This is a genomic window from Prescottella agglutinans (genome assembly GCF_004011865.1).
Taxonomy (GTDB): Bacteria; Actinomycetota; Actinomycetes; order Mycobacteriales; family Mycobacteriaceae; genus Prescottella; species Prescottella agglutinans.
This window is the reverse complement of record NZ_RKLP01000001.1, coordinates 90,494-107,381: the sequence shown is the minus strand read 5'-3', so window position 1 is coordinate 107,381 and position 16,888 is coordinate 90,494. Positions and strand designations below refer to the sequence as shown.

18 protein-coding genes are annotated in these 16,888 nt (G+C 68.7%); 15 read left to right on the top strand and 3 right to left on the bottom strand.

The window, feature by feature from the left end; translation table 11 throughout:
- Positions 1–127 precede the first annotated feature (127 nt).
- From EGT67_RS00555 to EGT67_RS00500, 12 genes are all read left to right on the top strand, one after another.
- Positions 128–1,411, top strand: a complete 1,284-nt coding sequence (locus EGT67_RS00555) for a M20 family metallopeptidase (protein WP_127914105.1) — start codon at positions 128–130, stop codon at positions 1,409–1,411.
- Positions 1,408–2,214, top strand: a complete 807-nt coding sequence (locus EGT67_RS00550; RefSeq protein WP_127914104.1) for an IclR family transcriptional regulator — start codon at positions 1,408–1,410, stop codon at positions 2,212–2,214. The genes EGT67_RS00555 and EGT67_RS00550 overlap by 4 nt, the downstream gene beginning before the upstream one ends.
- A 98-nt stretch (positions 2,215–2,312) precedes the next feature.
- Positions 2,313–3,230 (top strand): thiamine pyrophosphate-dependent dehydrogenase E1 component subunit alpha, encoded by a 918-nt coding sequence (locus tag EGT67_RS00545; RefSeq protein WP_241565830.1) that lies wholly within the window; start codon positions 2,313–2,315, stop codon positions 3,228–3,230.
- Positions 3,223–4,227, top strand: a complete 1,005-nt coding sequence (locus EGT67_RS00540) for an alpha-ketoacid dehydrogenase subunit beta (protein ID WP_127914102.1) — start codon at positions 3,223–3,225, stop codon at positions 4,225–4,227. Before EGT67_RS00545 ends, EGT67_RS00540 begins: the two co-directional genes overlap by 8 nt.
- Positions 4,224–5,021: an acetoacetate decarboxylase family protein gene (locus EGT67_RS00535; RefSeq protein ID WP_127914101.1), complete on the top strand. Its 798-nt coding sequence runs from the start codon at positions 4,224–4,226 to the stop codon at positions 5,019–5,021. Before EGT67_RS00540 ends, EGT67_RS00535 begins: the two co-directional genes overlap by 4 nt.
- A gap of 40 nt (positions 5,022–5,061) precedes the next feature.
- Complete coding sequence (locus tag EGT67_RS00530; protein WP_127914100.1) at positions 5,062–6,405, top strand: MFS transporter; 1,344 nt, start codon at positions 5,062–5,064, stop codon at positions 6,403–6,405.
- A gap of 38 nt (positions 6,406–6,443) precedes the next feature.
- A complete protein-coding gene (locus tag EGT67_RS00525; protein ID WP_241565829.1) occupies positions 6,444–7,403 on the top strand; it encodes a zinc-binding dehydrogenase in 960 nt (319 codons plus the stop codon).
- Positions 7,400–7,804 (top strand): RidA family protein, encoded by a 405-nt coding sequence (locus EGT67_RS00520; protein WP_127914098.1) that lies wholly within the window; start codon positions 7,400–7,402, stop codon positions 7,802–7,804. The genes EGT67_RS00525 and EGT67_RS00520 overlap by 4 nt, the downstream gene beginning before the upstream one ends.
- Entirely contained in the window at positions 7,801–8,922 is a 1,122-nt protein-coding gene (locus EGT67_RS00515; RefSeq protein ID WP_127914097.1) for an aminotransferase class V-fold PLP-dependent enzyme, read from the top strand. Before EGT67_RS00520 ends, EGT67_RS00515 begins: the two co-directional genes overlap by 4 nt.
- Positions 8,923–8,964: 42 nt before the next feature.
- Positions 8,965–9,780, top strand: coding sequence for a DNA repair protein RecO (gene recO / locus EGT67_RS00510; protein ID WP_127914096.1), 816 nt, complete (start codon positions 8,965–8,967; stop codon positions 9,778–9,780).
- The gene (locus EGT67_RS00505; RefSeq protein ID WP_241565828.1) at positions 9,746–10,549 is read left to right on the top strand and encodes an isoprenyl transferase; all 804 of its coding nucleotides are present in this window, start codon (positions 9,746–9,748) and stop codon (positions 10,547–10,549) included. The genes recO and EGT67_RS00505 overlap by 35 nt, the downstream gene beginning before the upstream one ends.
- 8 nt (positions 10,550–10,557) lie before the next feature.
- Positions 10,558–10,953, top strand: a complete 396-nt coding sequence (locus EGT67_RS00500) for a hypothetical protein (RefSeq protein ID WP_127914707.1) — start codon at positions 10,558–10,560, stop codon at positions 10,951–10,953.
- A gap of 3 nt (positions 10,954–10,956) precedes the next feature.
- On the opposite strand, the gene EGT67_RS00495 is transcribed toward EGT67_RS00500, so the two are convergent.
- Entirely contained in the window at positions 10,957–11,394 is a 438-nt protein-coding gene (locus EGT67_RS00495) for a Fur family transcriptional regulator (RefSeq protein ID WP_127914094.1), read from the bottom strand.
- A complete protein-coding gene (locus EGT67_RS00490) occupies positions 11,391–11,759 on the bottom strand; it encodes an ArsR/SmtB family transcription factor (protein ID WP_421958063.1) in 369 nt (122 codons plus the stop codon). The genes EGT67_RS00495 and EGT67_RS00490 overlap by 4 nt, the downstream gene beginning before the upstream one ends.
- A 188-nt stretch (positions 11,760–11,947) precedes the next feature.
- On the opposite strand from EGT67_RS00490, the gene EGT67_RS00485 reads away from it, so the two are divergent.
- Positions 11,948–13,339: a glycine--tRNA ligase gene (locus EGT67_RS00485; RefSeq protein ID WP_127914705.1), complete on the top strand. Its 1,392-nt coding sequence runs from the start codon at positions 11,948–11,950 to the stop codon at positions 13,337–13,339.
- Between the two features lie 66 nt (positions 13,340–13,405).
- Here EGT67_RS00485 and EGT67_RS00480 read toward each other — a convergent pair whose 3' ends face one another.
- On the bottom strand, positions 13,406–15,469 hold the full coding sequence (locus EGT67_RS00480; protein ID WP_127914093.1) for a TPM domain-containing protein: 2,064 nt from the start codon (positions 15,467–15,469) through the stop codon (positions 13,406–13,408).
- A 181-nt stretch (positions 15,470–15,650) separates the two neighbouring features.
- On the opposite strand from EGT67_RS00480, the gene EGT67_RS00475 reads away from it, so the two are divergent.
- Both EGT67_RS00475 and EGT67_RS00470 read left to right on the top strand, forming a co-directional pair.
- Complete coding sequence (locus tag EGT67_RS00475) at positions 15,651–16,385, top strand: hypothetical protein (protein ID WP_127914092.1); 735 nt, start codon at positions 15,651–15,653, stop codon at positions 16,383–16,385.
- A 255-nt stretch (positions 16,386–16,640) separates the two neighbouring features.
- Positions 16,641–16,841, top strand: a complete 201-nt coding sequence (locus EGT67_RS00470; protein WP_127914091.1) for a hypothetical protein — start codon at positions 16,641–16,643, stop codon at positions 16,839–16,841.
- Positions 16,842–16,888: the final 47 nt, after the last annotated feature.

Here is a 16,888-nt window from a genome sequence, read left to right as displayed (position 1 = left end):
GATCGGAGTAGTCCGATCGGGCGAAAGTTCATATAGTGACACTCGATCGGCGTCCTCGTTGCCCAACCATCGCTCGGAGTTCATCGTGGGTCCACCGAACGAACGGATGACCGAACGAGGTGTTGCGATGACCCGGACGACCGAGCCCACCGAACGAGTTGTGGGAAGGCTGCAGGAGACGGTCGAGGACCTGCGGGAGCCGATGCTCGAGTTCCTCTCCGGCGCGGTGCGGTGCCCCAGCGTCAGCGGCGACGAAGACACGATCCACGGGTTCCTCACCGGCTGGTTCGATGCGAACGGCTGGACCCACGAGACGCAACGTCTCCACCTGACCGCGACGGGCCGCGCAGCGGATCCGGCCACGGAGCCGCGGCTAGACCACCGATGCAACATCGTCGCGTGGCCGCGCCCGCCCCGCGACCACGTGCCGACGGTCGTGCTGAACGGGCATATCGACGTCGTGCCTCCCGGAGACGTCGAATCGTGGACGTTGCCGCCGTTCAGCGGGATGCGCCGCGGCGGACGCGTTCACGGGCGTGGATCGGTCGACACGAAGGGTCCCGTCACATCCGGGGTCTTCGCGCTGCAGGCACTGCGAAACCTGGACGTGGAACTGCCCTTCGACGTTGCCGTCCAGTTGGTCGTCGCCGAGGAGACGACGGGGATCGGCACCCGCGCCGCCTTCGAACGGATCACGCAGCCGGCCGCGGCCATCGTTCTCGAACCGACGTGCGGGATCGCGGCGCCCGCCGGAACCGGGTTGCTCTTCTTCCGTGTCGAGATCGACGGGGTCTCGGCCCACACGTCGGCACCGTGGCGCGGTCAGGACGCCTTCCTGCACCTGATGCGTATCCACTCCGCGCTCTCCGACCTCGCGGACGCACGGGCCGAGGAGCACCGGAACGAGTACTTCGCGGACATCCCTACTCCCGTCCCGTTCGTCATGGGGACCGTGCGCGCGGGGACGTGGCGGGCGGCGGTGCCGGACACCGCCGAGATGGCCGGTCGCTGGGGAGTGGCCGCCGGCGAGGATCTCGACGAGATGCGGGCGGGGATCGAGGCGCTGGTGGCCAAGGTCGACGCCGACGCCGGCTGGGGCGCGCGACCGAGCAGGATCGTGTGGCAGCACGAGTTGCCGGGATGGCAGACCGATGCCGACACCCCTCTCGTGCAGGCGGCCCGGGAGAGCGTCGACGCTGTGCGTCGGTCGGCGACTCCGCTGGTGGGGATGACCGCCGCCACGGACGCCGCACAGTACGGCCCCCGCGGCATCCCCACGATCATCTACGGCCCCGGCGACACGGCGCTCGCGCACAGCCCGGACGAGTCGATCGAGGAGGACGAGGTGGTTGCGTCGGCTGAGGTGTTGGCGCGAACAGTTCTCGCCCTCGCGTCGCGGACGACTTCGTGACTGCCTCGAACCAGGGGACGACGTTGCGCACGCTGTCCCGGGGCTTGGAGGTCCTCGAGGCCATAGCGGCTGCGGATGGCACGGCGTCTGCGAAAAGTCTTGCGCGACAGCTGGATCTCAACCGCAGCACCTGCTATCACATCCTGCGCACACTGCAGGAGGACGGCTTCGTCACGAGGCTGCCCAAGGGCACCTACATCGTCGGCAGTCGCGCCGCACGACTGAGCAAGACTGTGGCCGATCACACCCGTCCCGATCCGACGCTCTCGGCGCTGTTGTCCCGGCTGCATCGGCTGACCCGCGAGACGGTGTACATCTCCGGCTGGTACCACGGCACCGTCACGCTGCAGGAGTGGATCGCCGGGCTGCACATGCTGAACGTCGGAAACCTCGACGTGGGGTACACCGGCAACATGCACGCTCGCGCATCGTGCAAGGCGATCCTCGCGCACCTGCCGGCGCGCGACGTCGAGGCGATGCTCCCCGACGACAGCTTCACGCAGCTGACGCCGAAGACGATCCCGAACCACGACGCGCTTGCCACGGAGCTCAGATTGGTGGCCCAGCGTGGCTACGCGATCGATGCCGAGGAGTACGAGGTCGGCGTGTCCTGCGTGGCAGCGCCCTTCTTCGACGTCGACGGCAAGCCGTCGGGCGCCTATGCGGTGTCCGCGCCGACCGCTCGATTCAACCGTGATCTCGGCTCGCTGAGCACGCACGTCCGCGACGTCGCGCACCGGGCCACGGCCTACCTTCGCACCACCTCACCTACACCGCTGCGTGTGGTGGGCGACGGCCGCTGACGCCGCCCGTGTCGCGCTGCCGACACCCATCTACTACCGAATCACCATCAGACTGTGGAGGACACATGTCTCGAGTTCTGCTCCGATATTTCCGCGAGATGCACAGAATCCGTGCGACCGAGAACGAGATTCTCCGGTTGCGCAAGGCCGGTGACGTCGTCGGATCGGTCCACCTGTGCAATGGACAGGAGGCCATCTATGTCGGTGGCGCTGCCGGCCTGGACCTTTCGCGGGACGCGGTGTTTCCGACCTACCGTGGCCACGGCTGGGCGCTGGCCCTCGGCGCCTCCGTGCACGAAGTGCTCGCCGAGCTCCTCGGCCGGAGCACCGGCGCGAACGGTGGCCGCGGCGGATCGGCCTACTTCTCCACGCCGGCGCACGCGATGTACGGCGAGAATTCGATCGTGGGGGCCGGTGCGCCGATCGCCGCGGGCGCCGCGCTCGCTGCCACCTTCGACGGATCGGGCAGGGTCGCAGTGGCGGCCTTCGGTGACGGTGCCCTGAATCAGGGGGCCGTCCACGAGGCGATGAACTTCGCGTCCATCCGCAACCTTCCGGTGATCTTCGTGGTCGAGAACAACCACTACTCGGAGATGACGCCGATCGTCGACATGGTGAAGAACGACGTCCTGTTCAAACGGGCCGGCATCTACGGCTTCACCGGTGCGCGGATCGACGGAAACGACCCAGAAAAGATGGCCGAAGCCATGTCCCGGGCCGCGGAACACGCTCGAGACGGCAAGGGGCCCGTCCTCCTGGAGGCGATGACGCATCGCCTCGTCGGCCACTACATCGGGGACGCCCAGCAGTACCGACCCGACGGCGAGATCGAGCAGGTCACCCCCGACGAACCGCTGGTTCGTACCGCGCAGGCGCTGGTGGCATCCGGTGTGACGCAGGTCGATCTCGACGCAGTGGTGGCCGATGTCGCCCGCGAGGTCGCGGACGCATCCGACCGGGCGCTGCACGATCCGATCGCCGATCCCCACACTGCACTGGAGCACCTCTATGCCTGACACCAAGAACCTGACCTACGCCGGCGCCGTCAACGAAGCACTGCGCCGCGCGCTCACCGAAGACCCGACCACCCTCGTGTTCGGCGAGGACGTCGCCGCCCCCGGTGGGGTGTTCGGAGTTACCAAGGGTCTGCGGAAAGCGTTCGGAGACAGGGTGTTCGACACCCCGATCTCGGAGTCGGCGATTCTGGGTGGCGCGATCGGTTCGGCGCTGTTCGGCCGACGGCCCGTCGTCGAGATCATGTGGGCGGACTTCTCCCTGGTCGCGCTCGACCAGTTGGTGAACCAGGCTGCCAACGTCCGGTACGTCTCCGAGGGCGTGCTGTCCGCGCCGATCACGGTGCGGACGCAGCAGGGGAGCGCGCCGGGAGCGTGCGCACAGCACTCGCAGAGCCTCGAGGCGCTCTTCGCGCACGTGCCGGGACTCCAGGTGTGCATGCCCGCGACCGCGCAGGACGCTCACGATCTTCTGCTGACCTCGATCAGGTCCGACGATCCCACCATCGTCATCGAGAACCGGACGCTCTACCACGGCGCCAAGCTGCCCGTCACCCTGGGCGGTCCGGTCCTGCCGCTCGGCGGCGCCGTGACTCGTCGGCCCGGGACCACGATGACCGTGGTCACCTGGGGCGCGATGCAGTTCCGTGTGCTCGAGGCGGCGGACGCCCTGGCTGCCAAGGGGATCGACCTCGAGGTCATCGACGCCAGATGGCTGCGCCCCCTCGACACCGGCGCGATCAAGCGATCCGTGCAGCGCACCGGACGTCTTGCGGTAGTGCACGAGGCTCACACCTTCGCCGGCCTCGGCGCGGAAGTCGTTGCGGACGTGGTGTGCTCGGGTGTCGAGCTTCGGCAGCCGCCGCTACGTATCGGTGCTCCGGCCGCCCGAATTCCGGCCGCGCCCAGCCTCGTCGACGCCATCGTGCCCACCGCCGAGCGGATCGTCGCCGAGATCGAAGCCGCTCTCGTCGTCGAGGACTCGGAGGTGTACGCATGACACCCGAACGCGCAGCGGCGGCCACGGCGATGCCCGCGTTCGCGCCCCTGTTCGCGGCGGGGACCGAATCGGTACGCGTTCGCTGGCTGTCGCTGGTGTACGAGACGGACGGCGAGGTGCTCGACGCGATTCTGCCGACCCCGCTCGACCCGGGCGGTCGCCCGCAGGTCGCGGTGTGGATCGCGGAGTTCATCGGGGCGGAGTTCTCCGCTGCGGACGGTACGAAGGAGGTGCGTCCCGCCTATATGCAGGGCGGCATCTCGGTTCGCTGCCGCCACGCCGACGGTACCGACGGTGCCTATGCCGTCGGCACCTACGTCGAGGGGTTGAACCACGGAATCCTCGGTCGCGAGCTGTTCGGGCTGCCCAAGAAGCAGGCGCGTCGAGTACGGCTCGACGAGACTCCGGGCGGCATCGAATACTCGATGACGAATGCCGCCGGCGTCGACCTCGTCGCGGGACGGGTGACCCTCGACGGCACCCGCGCGGCAACCGAACTCGTGCCGGAGTGGTTCTCCACCCACTACACCCTCAAGCTCATTCCGAGCGCGGAGGGGAACGGATTCGACATCAGCCGTCTCGTCCGGATCCCGTTCGCGTTCGAGTCCGAACACTCCCCGCAGTCGGGGTCGGCGACGCTGGAACACCGGCACTGCGTCAGCGACCCCGTCCATCTGCTCGGTGTCACGAGCGAGGTCCGCGCAACGTACGGACTCGCCCGCCTCGACATCGACTACGGCACGTACCTCGATCACGTCACCGACATCCCGACGTTCGGATCGCCCGTCTGGTAGTTCTCCCGTCCCCGCGTCATCCCCGACCCAGGAGTGACTCATGTCCCAACTTGCCGCCCCCGCAGTCGCACAACCGGATTCGGACACTTTGTCTCCGGCCAAACGCAAGGCGATCGTCGCCGCCTGCATCGGCAACTTCCTCGAGTGGTACGAGTTCGTCCTCTACGGCTACTTCGCTGCCACGTTCTCCGTCCTGTTCTTCGACAAGGGCGATCCCGCGGTCTCGTTGATGCTCACGTTCCTCGTCTTCGGCATCAGCTTCGTCGTTCGTCCCCTCGGCGGCATCTTCTTCGGCTACATCGGCGATCGGTTCGGCCGGAAGGTGACGCTGTCCGCGATCATCCTGATGATCTCGTTCGCCACCGCACTCATGGCGGTCGTGCCCTCCTACGCGAGCATCGGTGTGGCGGCGCCGCTGCTGATCCTGATCTTGCGATGCATCCAGGGAATCTCCGCCGGCGGCGAATGGATGGGCGCTGCGGCGTACGTCGTCGAATCCGCTCCCGCACACCGCCGCGCCTACTACGGCAGTTGGCAGACGATCACCATCTCCCTCGGCATGTTCACCGCCGCGTTGAGTTCGTTGATCCTCACGGCGAGCCTCAGCGCCGAGGACCTGCAGTCCTGGGGTTGGCGGATCCCGTTCCTGCTCGCGCTGCCGCTCGGCATGATCGGGCTGTACATGCGCCTCAAGCTCGAGGAGTCCGAGGAATACACCGAGATGGCCGCCGGCGGCACCCAGGAGCGGTCCCCGCTCCTGAGCGCGCTCCGGGAGAACTGGCGCTCGATCCTGCTGGTGTGCGGCCTCGTGTGCGCACCCACGATGTGCACCTACGTCCTGCTGGTGTACGGCCCCACATTCTTCATCGCCGAACTGGACATCGAATCGTCGACTGCCCGGGGAGCGTGCCTGGTGGCAATGCTCTTCCTCGTCGTCATGGTCGTCACCTTCGCCCGAGTGTGTGATCGCTTGGGCCGCAGGCCTTTCCTGCTCTGGGGTGCAGCCTGGGTGGTTGTCACCACCCCGATCGGCTTCCTTCTGATCCACCAGCGTTCGTTCGCGACGATCCTCGTCGGTGTCGTCCTGATCCTGATCGGCGATGCGATGATGCTCGCGCCCCAGCCGGCGCTGTTCTCGGAACTGTTCCCGACCTCCCGGCGCTACAGCGGCCTCGCCATCGGCTACAACCTCGGCGTCGTCCTGTTCGGCGGCGCCGGCCCCCTCGTCGCGACCGCGTTGGTCAACTACACCCACTCCACGTACGCGCCCGCCGCGTACCTCGCCGCGGGCGCGCTCATCAGCCTGCTTGCAGCGCTCGTCACACCCGAGACGCTCGGCGTCTCGCTCCGCACCGGCAAGGTGCCAGAGGCGGTGACGTCGTGATCGCGGCCACGCATGCCGGACCGCCAGGCGTCGCGGGGATGTCCGTCACCGAACTGCCGACTCCGAGCCCGGCCGCGGGCGAGGTCCGGGTGGCGCTCGCCGCGGCCGGACTCAACCGTCACGAGTTGTTCCTGATCGACCGGCGCGAAGCGGGATCCGTGCCGCTCGTCATCGGCGCCGACGGTGTGGGGACGGTCGACGCGGTCGGGGCCGGCGTCGACGACCGGCTCCGGGGACGTTCCGTCTTGATAAACCCTTGCCTCGGCTGGCTCCGCACCGACGAGGTCCCGGAAGTTCCGGAGATTCTCGGAGGCCCACGACCCGGAACGTTCGCCGAGTACGTGTGCGTGCCGGAGCGGAACGTCCATCCGGTGCCACCGCACCTGTCCGTGCCCGAGGCGGCGGCGCTCGGACTAGCTGGGTTGACCGCCTACCGTGGACTCTTCTCGCGGGCGCGCCTGCGTGCCGGGGAGCACGTCGTCATCACCGGGATCAGCGGTGGCGTCGCCCCTGTCGCGCTGGCGATGGCGGTCGCCGCGGGCGCCGAAGTGACGGTGACCAGCCGCAGCCGGGCCGCTGCGGATCGAGCGCTCGAACTGGGCGCCACCCATGCCCTCGTCGGGAACGAGAACTTCGATTCGGCACTCGCACGACCGGCGGACGTGGTGTTCGACAGTGTCGGTGCCGCCGCCTTCCCGGCGGCGGTGCGGGCCCTGCGTCCGGGCGGGCGGCTCGTCACGTTCGGCGCCACCACGGGCGCGGGCGTTCCGATGTCGTTGCGGGAGATCTTCTTCCGCCAGATCGAGATCATCGGTACCTCGATGGGCAGCGATGAGGAGTTCGCCGACATGCTCGATTTCGTCGCGCGGCATTCGATCCGACCCGTCGTCGACTCGGTCCGACCACTCACGGATGCGCCGGCGGCCCTCGCCGAGATGGCGCGCGCCGGAGGCTTCGGCAAGATCGTCTTCTCCACCGAAAGGAATATCGGCTCGTGAACAATTTCAATCCGCCGAACGTGGCACCCCCGATGGGCAAGTTCAGCCACGTCGCCGTCGTTCCCGCCGGGCACCGGCTGGCGTTCGTCTCCGGACAGGTCGGCGCCGACGCGACCGGCGCGATCGTGCCGGGCGGATGCCGGGCACAGGCGGCTCGCACGTTCGAGAACCTCGAGACCGTTCTCGATGCCCTCGGTGTCGGCCCGGACAAGATCGTGAAGATGCTCACCGTCCTCGTCGGAGAGGATTCGTTCCGCGAGTTCGCGCTCGCCCGCGACGAGGTGTTCGCCCGGTGGTATCCGGACGGTGTCTTCCCGGCGCACTCCGCCGCGGTCGTCGCCGCGCTCGCGGCACCGGAACTCGCCGTCGAGATCGAGGCAGTGGTGGCGATCCCGGAATGAACCACTCGGAGTTCAGGGCGCTGTTTCCCGCACTCGGCGAACGGATCTGGCTCGACACACCGGGAGCGCCCCCCGCCGCGCTCCCGGTGACCGCGGCACTGACTCGGGCGCTGGAGGACTGGTCCTCGGGGACGTTCGACTGGCTGCACTGGGACGGCGCCGCGGCCCGCGCCCGAGACCAGTTCGCGGATTACCTCGGCGTGGCGGCCGGAACGGTCGCCACGCTCGGGTCGCTCTCGGAGGCGGCCGCAACGGTGGCCCACACGATCACCGTCGGGGAGATCGTGGTGGCCGAGGACGAGTTCCGGAGCAACCTCTACCCGTGGATGCGGCTGCTCGGTGACGACAACCGGGTCCGAGTCGCGCCGCGGGTGGCCGGACGGTCGCGCACCGACGTCCTGCTCGACGCGATCGGGCCCGACACCGCTCTCGTGGCGGCGAGCGAGGTCATCACGCTGGACGGCGAACGCGTCGATCTGCGGGAGCTGCGGCGGGCGACGGACGCCGTGGGTGCACGCTTGTTCGTCAACGTCACGCAGACGCTGGGTGTGCTCGACAGCCGGCTCGACGAACTCGCCGCCGACTACGTCGCGGTACACGGGTACAAGTGGATGCTGTGTCCACGCGGCACCGCGTGGCTGGCGGCGCGGCCGGATCGGGTCGCGGAACTGAGACCTCTGGCGCCGAGTTGGAAGAGCACCGGCTCTCCTCAGGGATATTTCGGTGGCGGCTACCGGGAGGCGCCCGACGCGTCCCGGTGCGACACGTCTCCCGCGTGGCTGTCGTGGATCGGCGCCGAAGCGGCGCTGGCGATTCTGTCGGGTCTCGACCGCGCCGGGACACAGGCGCACTGTCTCGGGTTGGCGCAACGATTCAGGGACGGCGCGGCGGCCCTCGGATGCGTCGAGGCCAACGCGGGAGCGCCGTCGCACATCGTGGCTGTCGACACCCCGGACGGTGAACACGTCGCCGCGTCGCTCCACCGGCACCGCATCGCGGCGACCGTCACCGGCAACCGGCTGAGGGTCGGGTTCCACTACTTCAACGACGAATCGGACGTCGACACGACGCTCGATGCCCTGCGGCTCGCGATCGACGGGCGTGACGTGCGTCGTTGAGTGTTGCCCGGCGCCGTCGGTGCGACGTGGGAGACTGGGCACGTGAGGTTGTACCGGGACTATGCGGTGGTGCTGCGCCAGCACAAGCTGGGCGAGGCCGATCGCATCGTGACCTTGCTGACCCGGCAGCACGGCTTGGTGCGGGCGGTTGCCAAGGGGGTGCGGCGGACCAAGTCCAAGTTCGGCGCCCGGCTCGAGCCGTTCGCGCACATCGACGTGCAGTTGTATCCCGGCCGCAGCCTCGACGTCGTCACCCAGGTGCACACCGTCGACGCGTTCGGGGCCGACATCGTCGACGACTACGGCCGCTACACCACCGCGTGCGCGATCCTCGAGACGGCCGAGCGACTGGCCGGTGAGGAGCGGGCCCCGGCGCCGCGGCTGCACAGCCTCACCGTCGGGGCGCTGCGGGCGGTGGGAGAGCAGGCCCGGCCCGCCGAACTGATCCTGGACGCCTATCTGCTGCGGGCGATGGGCTATGCGGGTTGGGCGCCGGCCCTCACCGACTGCGCGCGGTGCGCAGCGCCCGGTCCGCATCGCGCCTTCCACGTCGCCGCCGGTGGTGCGGTGTGCGTGCACTGCCGCCCGCCCGGCGCGGCCACCCCGTCGCCCGGGGTGCTCGACTTCATGGACGCGCTCGCGCACGGGCAGTGGAAGAACACCGAGACCGCGACGCCGGCGATGCGCAGCCAGGCCAGCGGGCTCATCGCCGCGCACCTGCAGTGGCACCTCGAACGGCAGTTGCGCACGTTGCCCCTGATCGAACGATCCCGACCGCATGCGGCGGTGGGGGACACCGAGGCGGTCAGGCAGGATGGGGAGCGTGATTCGACGACGCGAACCGCAAGCTCAGCCTGACCGGGAGATCCGCCCGCCCTTCCCGCACCCGTCGGGTGCCCGGCCGCCCATCCTGCAGCCCGAGTTGATCCCCAACCACGTGGCGCTCGTGATGGACGGCAACGGCCGGTGGGCGCAGGAGCGGGGTCTGCCCCGCACCGCCGGACACGAGCGCGGCGAGGACGTCCTCATGGACACCGTCGCGGGCTGCATCGAGATCGGCGTCAAATGGCTGTCCGCGTATGCGTTCTCCACCGAGAACTGGAAGCGCAGCCCCGACGAGGTCAAGTTCCTCATGGGCTTCAACCGCGACGTCATCCGCCGCCGTCGCGACGAGATGCACGAGATGGGTGTGCGGGTCCGGTGGGCGGGACGGCGACCGAGACTGTGGCGCAGCGTCATCAAGGAGCTCGAGATCGCCGAGGAACTCACCAAGGACAACACGGTGATGACGCTGACGATGTGCGTCAACTACGGTGGCCGAGCCGAAATCGCCGACGCCGCACGGGAAATCGCTCGCCGCGCCGCCGCCGGGGAGATCGACCCCGAGAAGGTCTCGGAGACCACGTTCGCGAAGTACCTCGACGAGCCCGACATGCCGGACGTCGACCTGTTCCTGCGGCCCTCCGGCGAGCTGCGGACGTCGAACTTCCTGATCTGGCAGGCCGCCTACGCGGAGATGGTGTTCCAGGAGAAGCTGTTTCCCGACTTCGACCGCCGCGACCTGTGGGCGGCGTGCGTCGAGTACGCGTCCCGGGACCGTCGCTTCGGCGGCGTGAAGTACCAGTGAGCGACGACATGGATGCGGCCGCGGTGCTGCAGGCCCGGACCCGCGCGGCCCTCGAGGGATTCGTGGCCGTCGACGCCGACGACGACGGCTCGCTCCGGTTCGAGTACGGCGGCGCTCTGTGTTCGATGCGGGCGGTCACCCTCGCCGACGGCCTGGACGTGCTGTCGCTGACCGGTGTGCTGGCGTGGGACCGGACGCTGAAGCCGGCGCTGCACAAGCGGGTAGCGGAGCGCAACGCGCAGGCGCAGTTCGGCACGATCAGTGTGATCGCCCGCGGCAAACTCGCGGACGTCGTGCTGCGGTACACCTTCCCAGCCACGGGACTGGCGGACGCGCCGCTCGCGACGATGCTGCTGCTGGTGCTGGCCGGTGTGGAGGACGCCCGGACGGGTCTGCTGGCGTAGCCGCTACTGCGCCCGTGCGCAGTCGCGGCAGTTGCCGAAGATCTCGACGGTGTGACTGACGTCGGTGAAGCCGTTGCTGTCGGCGATGGTCTGCGACCACTGCTCGACCGCGGGGCCGTCGACCTCGACGGTGTAGCCGCAGCTGCGGCACACCAGGTGGTGGTGGTGCCCGGACGAGCAGCGACGGTAGACCGATTCGCCGGTGTCGGTGCGGAGGACGTCGACGGTGCCGGCCTCGGCGAGCGTCTGCAGGGTCCGGTACACGGTGGTCAGCCCGATGCCCTCGCCGCGCTTGCGGAGTTCGTCGTGCAGTTCCTGGGCGGACCGGAACTCGGTGATCTCGTCGAGCAGGGCCGAGATGGCGCTGCGCTGCTTGGTGGAGCGCACCCCGACGACGGCGCGGGCGCGCGGGGTGGTGCTGTCCGTCACGTTCTCGGTCATCCTTCTTCCTCGGCATGGGCGACGGCATCGATGACGATGTGCGCGAGGTGGTCGTCGACGAGTCGATACATCACTTCGCGGCCGATGCGTTCGCCGTGGACGACGCCGGCGGACTTGAGCACCCGCAGGTGCTGGCTGATCAGGGGCTGCGTGACACCGAGCGCGCCGACGAGTTCGTGCACGCAGCGCTGCGATTCGCGCAGTTGGAGCACGATCGCGATCCGCACGGGCGCGGCCAGCGCGCGCAGGATCTCGCCGGCCGCGACGAGGGTGTCCTTCGACGGCATCGGTGCCGCGGGCGTCTCCGCGCACGGCCCGTGGTCGTGCGTCTCGGCTCGCAGGTCGCCCGCGTCGGCAACACTCACTGTGCAGCTCCTCACATGCGGTCGACCGGGTCGCACCGCTCCGCCTTATTGCAAATCAATTCCATTTTGATATGCACGAAAATGCATGTCAACCGGGCGCGTGGGACACCGTCGCGGCTACCGATAGGCTGGACGAGCGAAATCCGCACGTGAACCACGCATCTATTACCCAGATGGAGAGCAGCCAAGTGGCACCCAAGTCCAAGATCGATACCGTCGCCAACCTCGCCAAGCGCCGTGGACTCGTCTACCCATGCGGTGAGATCTACGGCGGTACCAAGTCGGCCTGGGACTACGGTCCGCTCGGCGTGGAACTCAAGGAGAACATCAAGAAGCAGTGGTGGCGCAACATGGTCACCAGCCGCGAGGACGTCGTCGGCCTCGACTCGTCGGTGATCCTGCCCCGCCAGGTGTGGGAGGCGTCGGGCCACGTCGAGGTGTTCACCGATCCGCTCGTCGAGTGCCTCAACTGCCACAAGCGCCACCGCCAGGACCACCTGCAGGAGGCGTACGCCGAGAAGAACAAGCTCGACGATCCGGACGCCGTTGCGATGACCGAGATCGTGTGCCCGGACTGCGGCACCAAGGGCCAGTGGACCGAGCCCAAGGCGTTCTCCGGCCTGCTCAAGACCTACCTCGGCCCGGTCGACAGCGAGACCGGCCTGCACTACCTGCGTCCGGAGACCGCGCAGGGCATCTTCGTGAACTTCGCGAACGTGCTCACCACGTCGCGCAAGAAGCCGCCGTTCGGCATCGGCCAGATCGGCAAGAGCTTCCGCAACGAGATCACGCCGGGCAACTTCATCTTCCGCACCCGCGAGTTCGAGCAGATGGAGATGGAGTTCTTCGTCAAGCCGGGCGAGGACGAAGAGTGGCACCAGTACTGGATCGACTACCGCATGGACTGGTACACCGGCCTCGGCATCAACAAGGACAACCTGCGCCTGTACGAGCACGCGCAGGAGAAGCTGTCGCACTACTCGAAGCGCACCGTCGACATCGAGTACCGCTTCCAGTTCCAGGGCAGCGAGTGGGGCGAGCTCGAGGGCATCGCGAACCGCACCGACTACGACCTCGCGACGCACGCCAAGGCGTCCGGCACCGACCTGAGCTACTTCGACCAGACGTCCGGTGAGCGCTACACGCCGTTCGTCATCGAGCCCGCGGCCGGCCTGACCCGCTCGCTGATGGCGTTCCTCGTCGACGCGTACACCGAGGACGAGGCCCCCAACGCCAAGGGCGGCGTCGACAAGCGCACCGTGCTCAAGCTGGACCGTCGCCTGGCGCCGGTCAAGGCCGCGGTGCTGCCGCTCAGCCGCAACGCCGACCTCTCGCCCAAGGCGAAGGATCTCGCGACGACGCTGCGCCAGCACTGGAACATCGAGTTCGACGACGCCGGCGCCATCGGCCGCCGCTACCGTCGCCAGGACGAGATCGGCACGCCGTTCTGCATCACCGTCGACTTCGACACCATCGAGGACCAGGCGGTCACGATCCGTGAGCGCGACACCATGGCGCAGGAGCGCGTCGCCCTCGACCAGGTGGAGGGCTACCTCGCCCAGCGTCTGATCGGCGCCTGATTTCCCGACCGAATGTCACATGCGTTCATCTGGACTGAACGCATGTGACATTCGGCGTTTCGGGGCCTAGAAGCGGCCGCCGCCCCCCCGACCGATGCGGTCCGAACTGCTCGGACCGCCGAACGAACCGGGGCCGGGGCCGCCCCAGCCGCCGCTGCCGCGTCCGCCCCAGCTTCCGCCGCGTCCCATCCCGCCGCGGAGCATGCTGTCGATGAGGATGCCGCCGAGGATCGCGCCGGCCGCGTTGCCGCCGCGGCCGGAGACGCCGCCGCTCGGCGGGCGCTGGTCGTCCTGGTAGCGGTTCACATCCGCCTGTGCGGCCCACAGCGCGCGCGAACCCAACTGGGTCGCGGCCTGCGCATGCTGCAGGGCCTGCGACGGATCCGAGTCGGCCAGTTGCTGCGCCGCCTGCAGGTGCCGCTGCGCCTCGGACAGTCGGGTCCGGGCCTCGGCGCCGACGGCGCCGCGGCGGGTCGAGATGAAGTCCGCCGCGGCGGTCACCTGGGACTGGGCGGCGGTGAGGTCCTGGTTCAGTCGGGCCCGGGCGCGGTCGGCCTGCTGTCTGGCCTCCTGCGCCTCGGCGAGGACGGCGTCGAGTTTCGCGTCGGCCTCGACGACCTTGCTGAAGCTGCCGAGCGGGTCGGTGTCCTTGGTGGCCTGGGCGTTCCGCAGCGCCTCCTCCGCCGCGGACTTCGCGTCGGCGAGTTTCTGCCCGCCCTGCGCGGCGAGGCCGGCCGCGGTCGAGATCCCCTGCTGCACGTCCGCCATCGCGTCCGGCAGCGTCGCGATGGCGTGCCGGATGTCCGTGTCGGCGCGGTCGACCGCGTCGAGGAGCGTGCGGGCCTGGTCGAGTGCGCCCTCCGCGGCGCGGATCGCGACCACCGCCGGGCCCTGCTTGCCGGCCGGCAGCGCGACCGCGTCACGCCCGGCCGCAATGTTCTGTTCGGCGAACGTGATCCGTTCCCGGGCCATGTCCGGGTTGTGCTCGATCGTGGCGAGCACGGACGCCGGGAACTCCGTGCGGAGGGTGGCCAGCGTCGCGTCCGACTGCGGGACCCGGACCGTCAGCGCGACGACGGCCTGGGTGAGCGCGTCCAGGCGGGCCGGGGCGTCGAGGAGCAGGTCGCGCATCGAGTCGAACTCGGCCACACGGGCATTGAGTTCCTTGTCGGCGCGGGCGCACGTCGTGACGAGTTCGACGAGCATCTGGCGCTGCTGCTGCGGTGTCTCCGGGATGTCGTCGTCGAGGCGCTGGCGGATCGTGAACGCCGACGCGAGCGTCGTGCGGGCCTGCTCGAACGCCTTGGTGAACGGCGCGGTGTTGTCCGCGCCGAACTCGCCGACCGCGAGGTTCAGTTCCTCCTCGCTGGTGCGGATCGCGTTGTCCATGTCGACCAGCGCGTCCTTCGCCAGTGTGTCGAGTGTCGGAATGGGCAGCGCCGCAAGCGCCTCGGCATCGGTCGGGTCGACCTCGCGGGCGGCGGCCACGGACTGCTCGTGCCGTTCGCCACGCTTCTTGCGCGAATAGAGGTAGACGCCGAGGCCCGCGACGACGAGCACCGCCGCCCCGATGCCGAGGACCTTCAGCGACGTGTGGGTGGCGGTCATCGCGTCCCCGAGTCCGCCCGCCGCGGCGATCGCGGCGCCGGACCAGTCCTGCTCGCGCAGGGCCGGTTCCACCGAGCCCTGGTTGATCGAATCGATCTCCGAGTTGGTGACCTCCGACAGTGCCTTGGGCACGTCGAAGTAGTAGGAGCGGTCCGTGGTCGCGACCGCGAGCAGCGCGTCGCGGTTGCCGAGTCCGCTCATGGCGGCGGTGCGCTCGGTCCAGGCGTCGGGGGAGAGTCCGTCGAAGTCGGCCACGTACACCACCCACAGCGACACCTTGTGCTCGTCGTACAGGGTGTCGAGCGCGTCCTGGACGTCGGAGCGTTGCCCGGCGTCGAGGACCCCGGAGACGTCGGTGATGTGCTCGGGCAGTCGCATCGGCGTCTCGGCCGACGCGGCCCCGGGAGTGAACGTGAGGATCACCAGCGAGAGCAGCGCGCCGAGGACCGTGGCGGTCAGTGAGCGGTGCGTGGATCGGTGGCTTGCGCGTGGGAACTGTGCCGGACTCGGAGCGTGGGCCATGCGACGAATCTATCGGGTGCGGCGCGTCGTCGGCGACGGCTCGGTCGGCCGACCGGGCGAGACGAGTCGGCAGCCGGCCGGCCGCCGCCATTTCTCAAAACTGGACACTCGTTCAGGAAAACTGGCTATAGTTCTGCCCGGGCTTTTCACGATCTGTACAACCCAATGAACGGAGTTCTACATGTCACGCCGCTCACTCCGCCACGCCGCGGCCGCAACCGCCGCCCTGGCTCTTCTCACGGCCGGCGTCACCGTTGGTCTCGGTGCCTCGGTGGCACAAGCCGCGCCCGCGTGCGCGCTCAACCAGTCGGTCACTTCCAAGTGGGCCGGCTCCCTCTGGACGCCCTACACCGTGAGCAAGGAAGTGGTCGGCGACGGCAAGGTCGCACCGGGGCAGACCGTCACCTACGTCACCAAGGTGTCCGGTTCGGGAGCGCTCGTCAACGAGATCCGTGACTTCCACCCGGCAGGCTTCCAGTTGGTGAAGGCTCGCCTGAACGTCAAATGGCTTATCGGGGACCAGAAGTGGGAGGACGTCACCGGTACCGCCATCGTCGCCAACAATTCCGTCATCGTCAAGGGCGGCGGGTGGACCACGGCAGGCGGTGGAGTCATCGCCCTGGAAACCACCTACAAGGTTCCGGACAACGCCACGGTCGGCGCGCAGCTCGACAGCGGCGCCGGCACCAACATCGTGCTCGCGGCCGGCAACTGGAACATCAACCCGATGGGCGTGTGCGTCACCATCCGTCAGCCGAACCCCGTCGAGGCCGGCTCGGGCAGCCTCGAGGATCTGGGCTTCGGTTCGGTGAACACCGGATCCGGTCAGGTCTTCGGATCCGTCACCGACCCGCAGGGTTCGATGACCAACGTGGTCAGCGGAATCCTGAACAACGTGATCGGCAACATGAGCTGACACAGCTCGTGAAGAATGCCGATGCGGGCAGGGCTACCGGCGAATGCTGGTAGCCCTGCCCGCATCGGCATTGTCGAAGAGAGTTCTTCCACCGCTCCGGTTGGCGTGTCCCCGACGCGGCGAGGGCCTTCTCTCGCGGTCGAAGGCGCCACCGCATCGAGCGAGCGATGACCGCCCGCCCACGCGATAGCCTGTGCCGCGGGCAATGTCGACAACTTCGAGAGGGCGGCTTCGATGGCTGGTCCGTTCGGGCACATGACGAGTAGTGATGGACAGCTTCTCGACCTCGAGGAGTTCGTCAAGACGATCGACAATCCCGGCGAGGTCTACGGGATGGTGGAAGAGATGTTGGGGATGATCTGGCATCTGGCCAACCGGGTCGCTCGAGTGACCGGTGAAGATCCCGCCGCGATCGTCGAGGGTGCACGGGCACAGTTCGAGGATGGTCTCGGCTGAGCCCCAGTGTCCGGGGACGCCTACCCCCCCAGTCTCTGCACCCGGGA

Coding starts and splice junctions, on each gene's coding strand:
- EGT67_RS00555 (WP_127914105.1), top strand. CDS start 128: ATGACCCGGACGACCGAGCCCACCGAACGAGTTGTGGGAAGGCTGCAG.
- EGT67_RS00545 (WP_241565830.1), top strand. CDS start 2,313: ATGCACAGAATCCGTGCGACCGAGAACGAGATTCTCCGGTTGCGCAAG.
- EGT67_RS00540 (WP_127914102.1), top strand. CDS start 3,223: ATGCCTGACACCAAGAACCTGACCTACGCCGGCGCCGTCAACGAAGCA.
- EGT67_RS00535 (WP_127914101.1), top strand. CDS start 4,224: ATGACACCCGAACGCGCAGCGGCGGCCACGGCGATGCCCGCGTTCGCG.
- EGT67_RS00530 (WP_127914100.1), top strand. CDS start 5,062: ATGTCCCAACTTGCCGCCCCCGCAGTCGCACAACCGGATTCGGACACT.
- EGT67_RS00525 (WP_241565829.1), top strand. CDS start 6,444: ATGTCCGTCACCGAACTGCCGACTCCGAGCCCGGCCGCGGGCGAGGTC.
- EGT67_RS00515 (WP_127914097.1), top strand. CDS start 7,801: ATGAACCACTCGGAGTTCAGGGCGCTGTTTCCCGCACTCGGCGAACGG.
- EGT67_RS00500 (WP_127914707.1), top strand. CDS start 10,558: ATGGATGCGGCCGCGGTGCTGCAGGCCCGGACCCGCGCGGCCCTCGAG.
- EGT67_RS00495 (WP_127914094.1), bottom strand. CDS start 11,394: ATGACCGAGAACGTGACGGACAGCACCACCCCGCGCGCCCGCGCCGTC.
- EGT67_RS00480 (WP_127914093.1), bottom strand. CDS start 15,469: ATGGCCCACGCTCCGAGTCCGGCACAGTTCCCACGCGCAAGCCACCGA.
- EGT67_RS00475 (WP_127914092.1), top strand. CDS start 15,651: ATGTCACGCCGCTCACTCCGCCACGCCGCGGCCGCAACCGCCGCCCTG.
- EGT67_RS00470 (WP_127914091.1), top strand. CDS start 16,641: ATGACGAGTAGTGATGGACAGCTTCTCGACCTCGAGGAGTTCGTCAAG.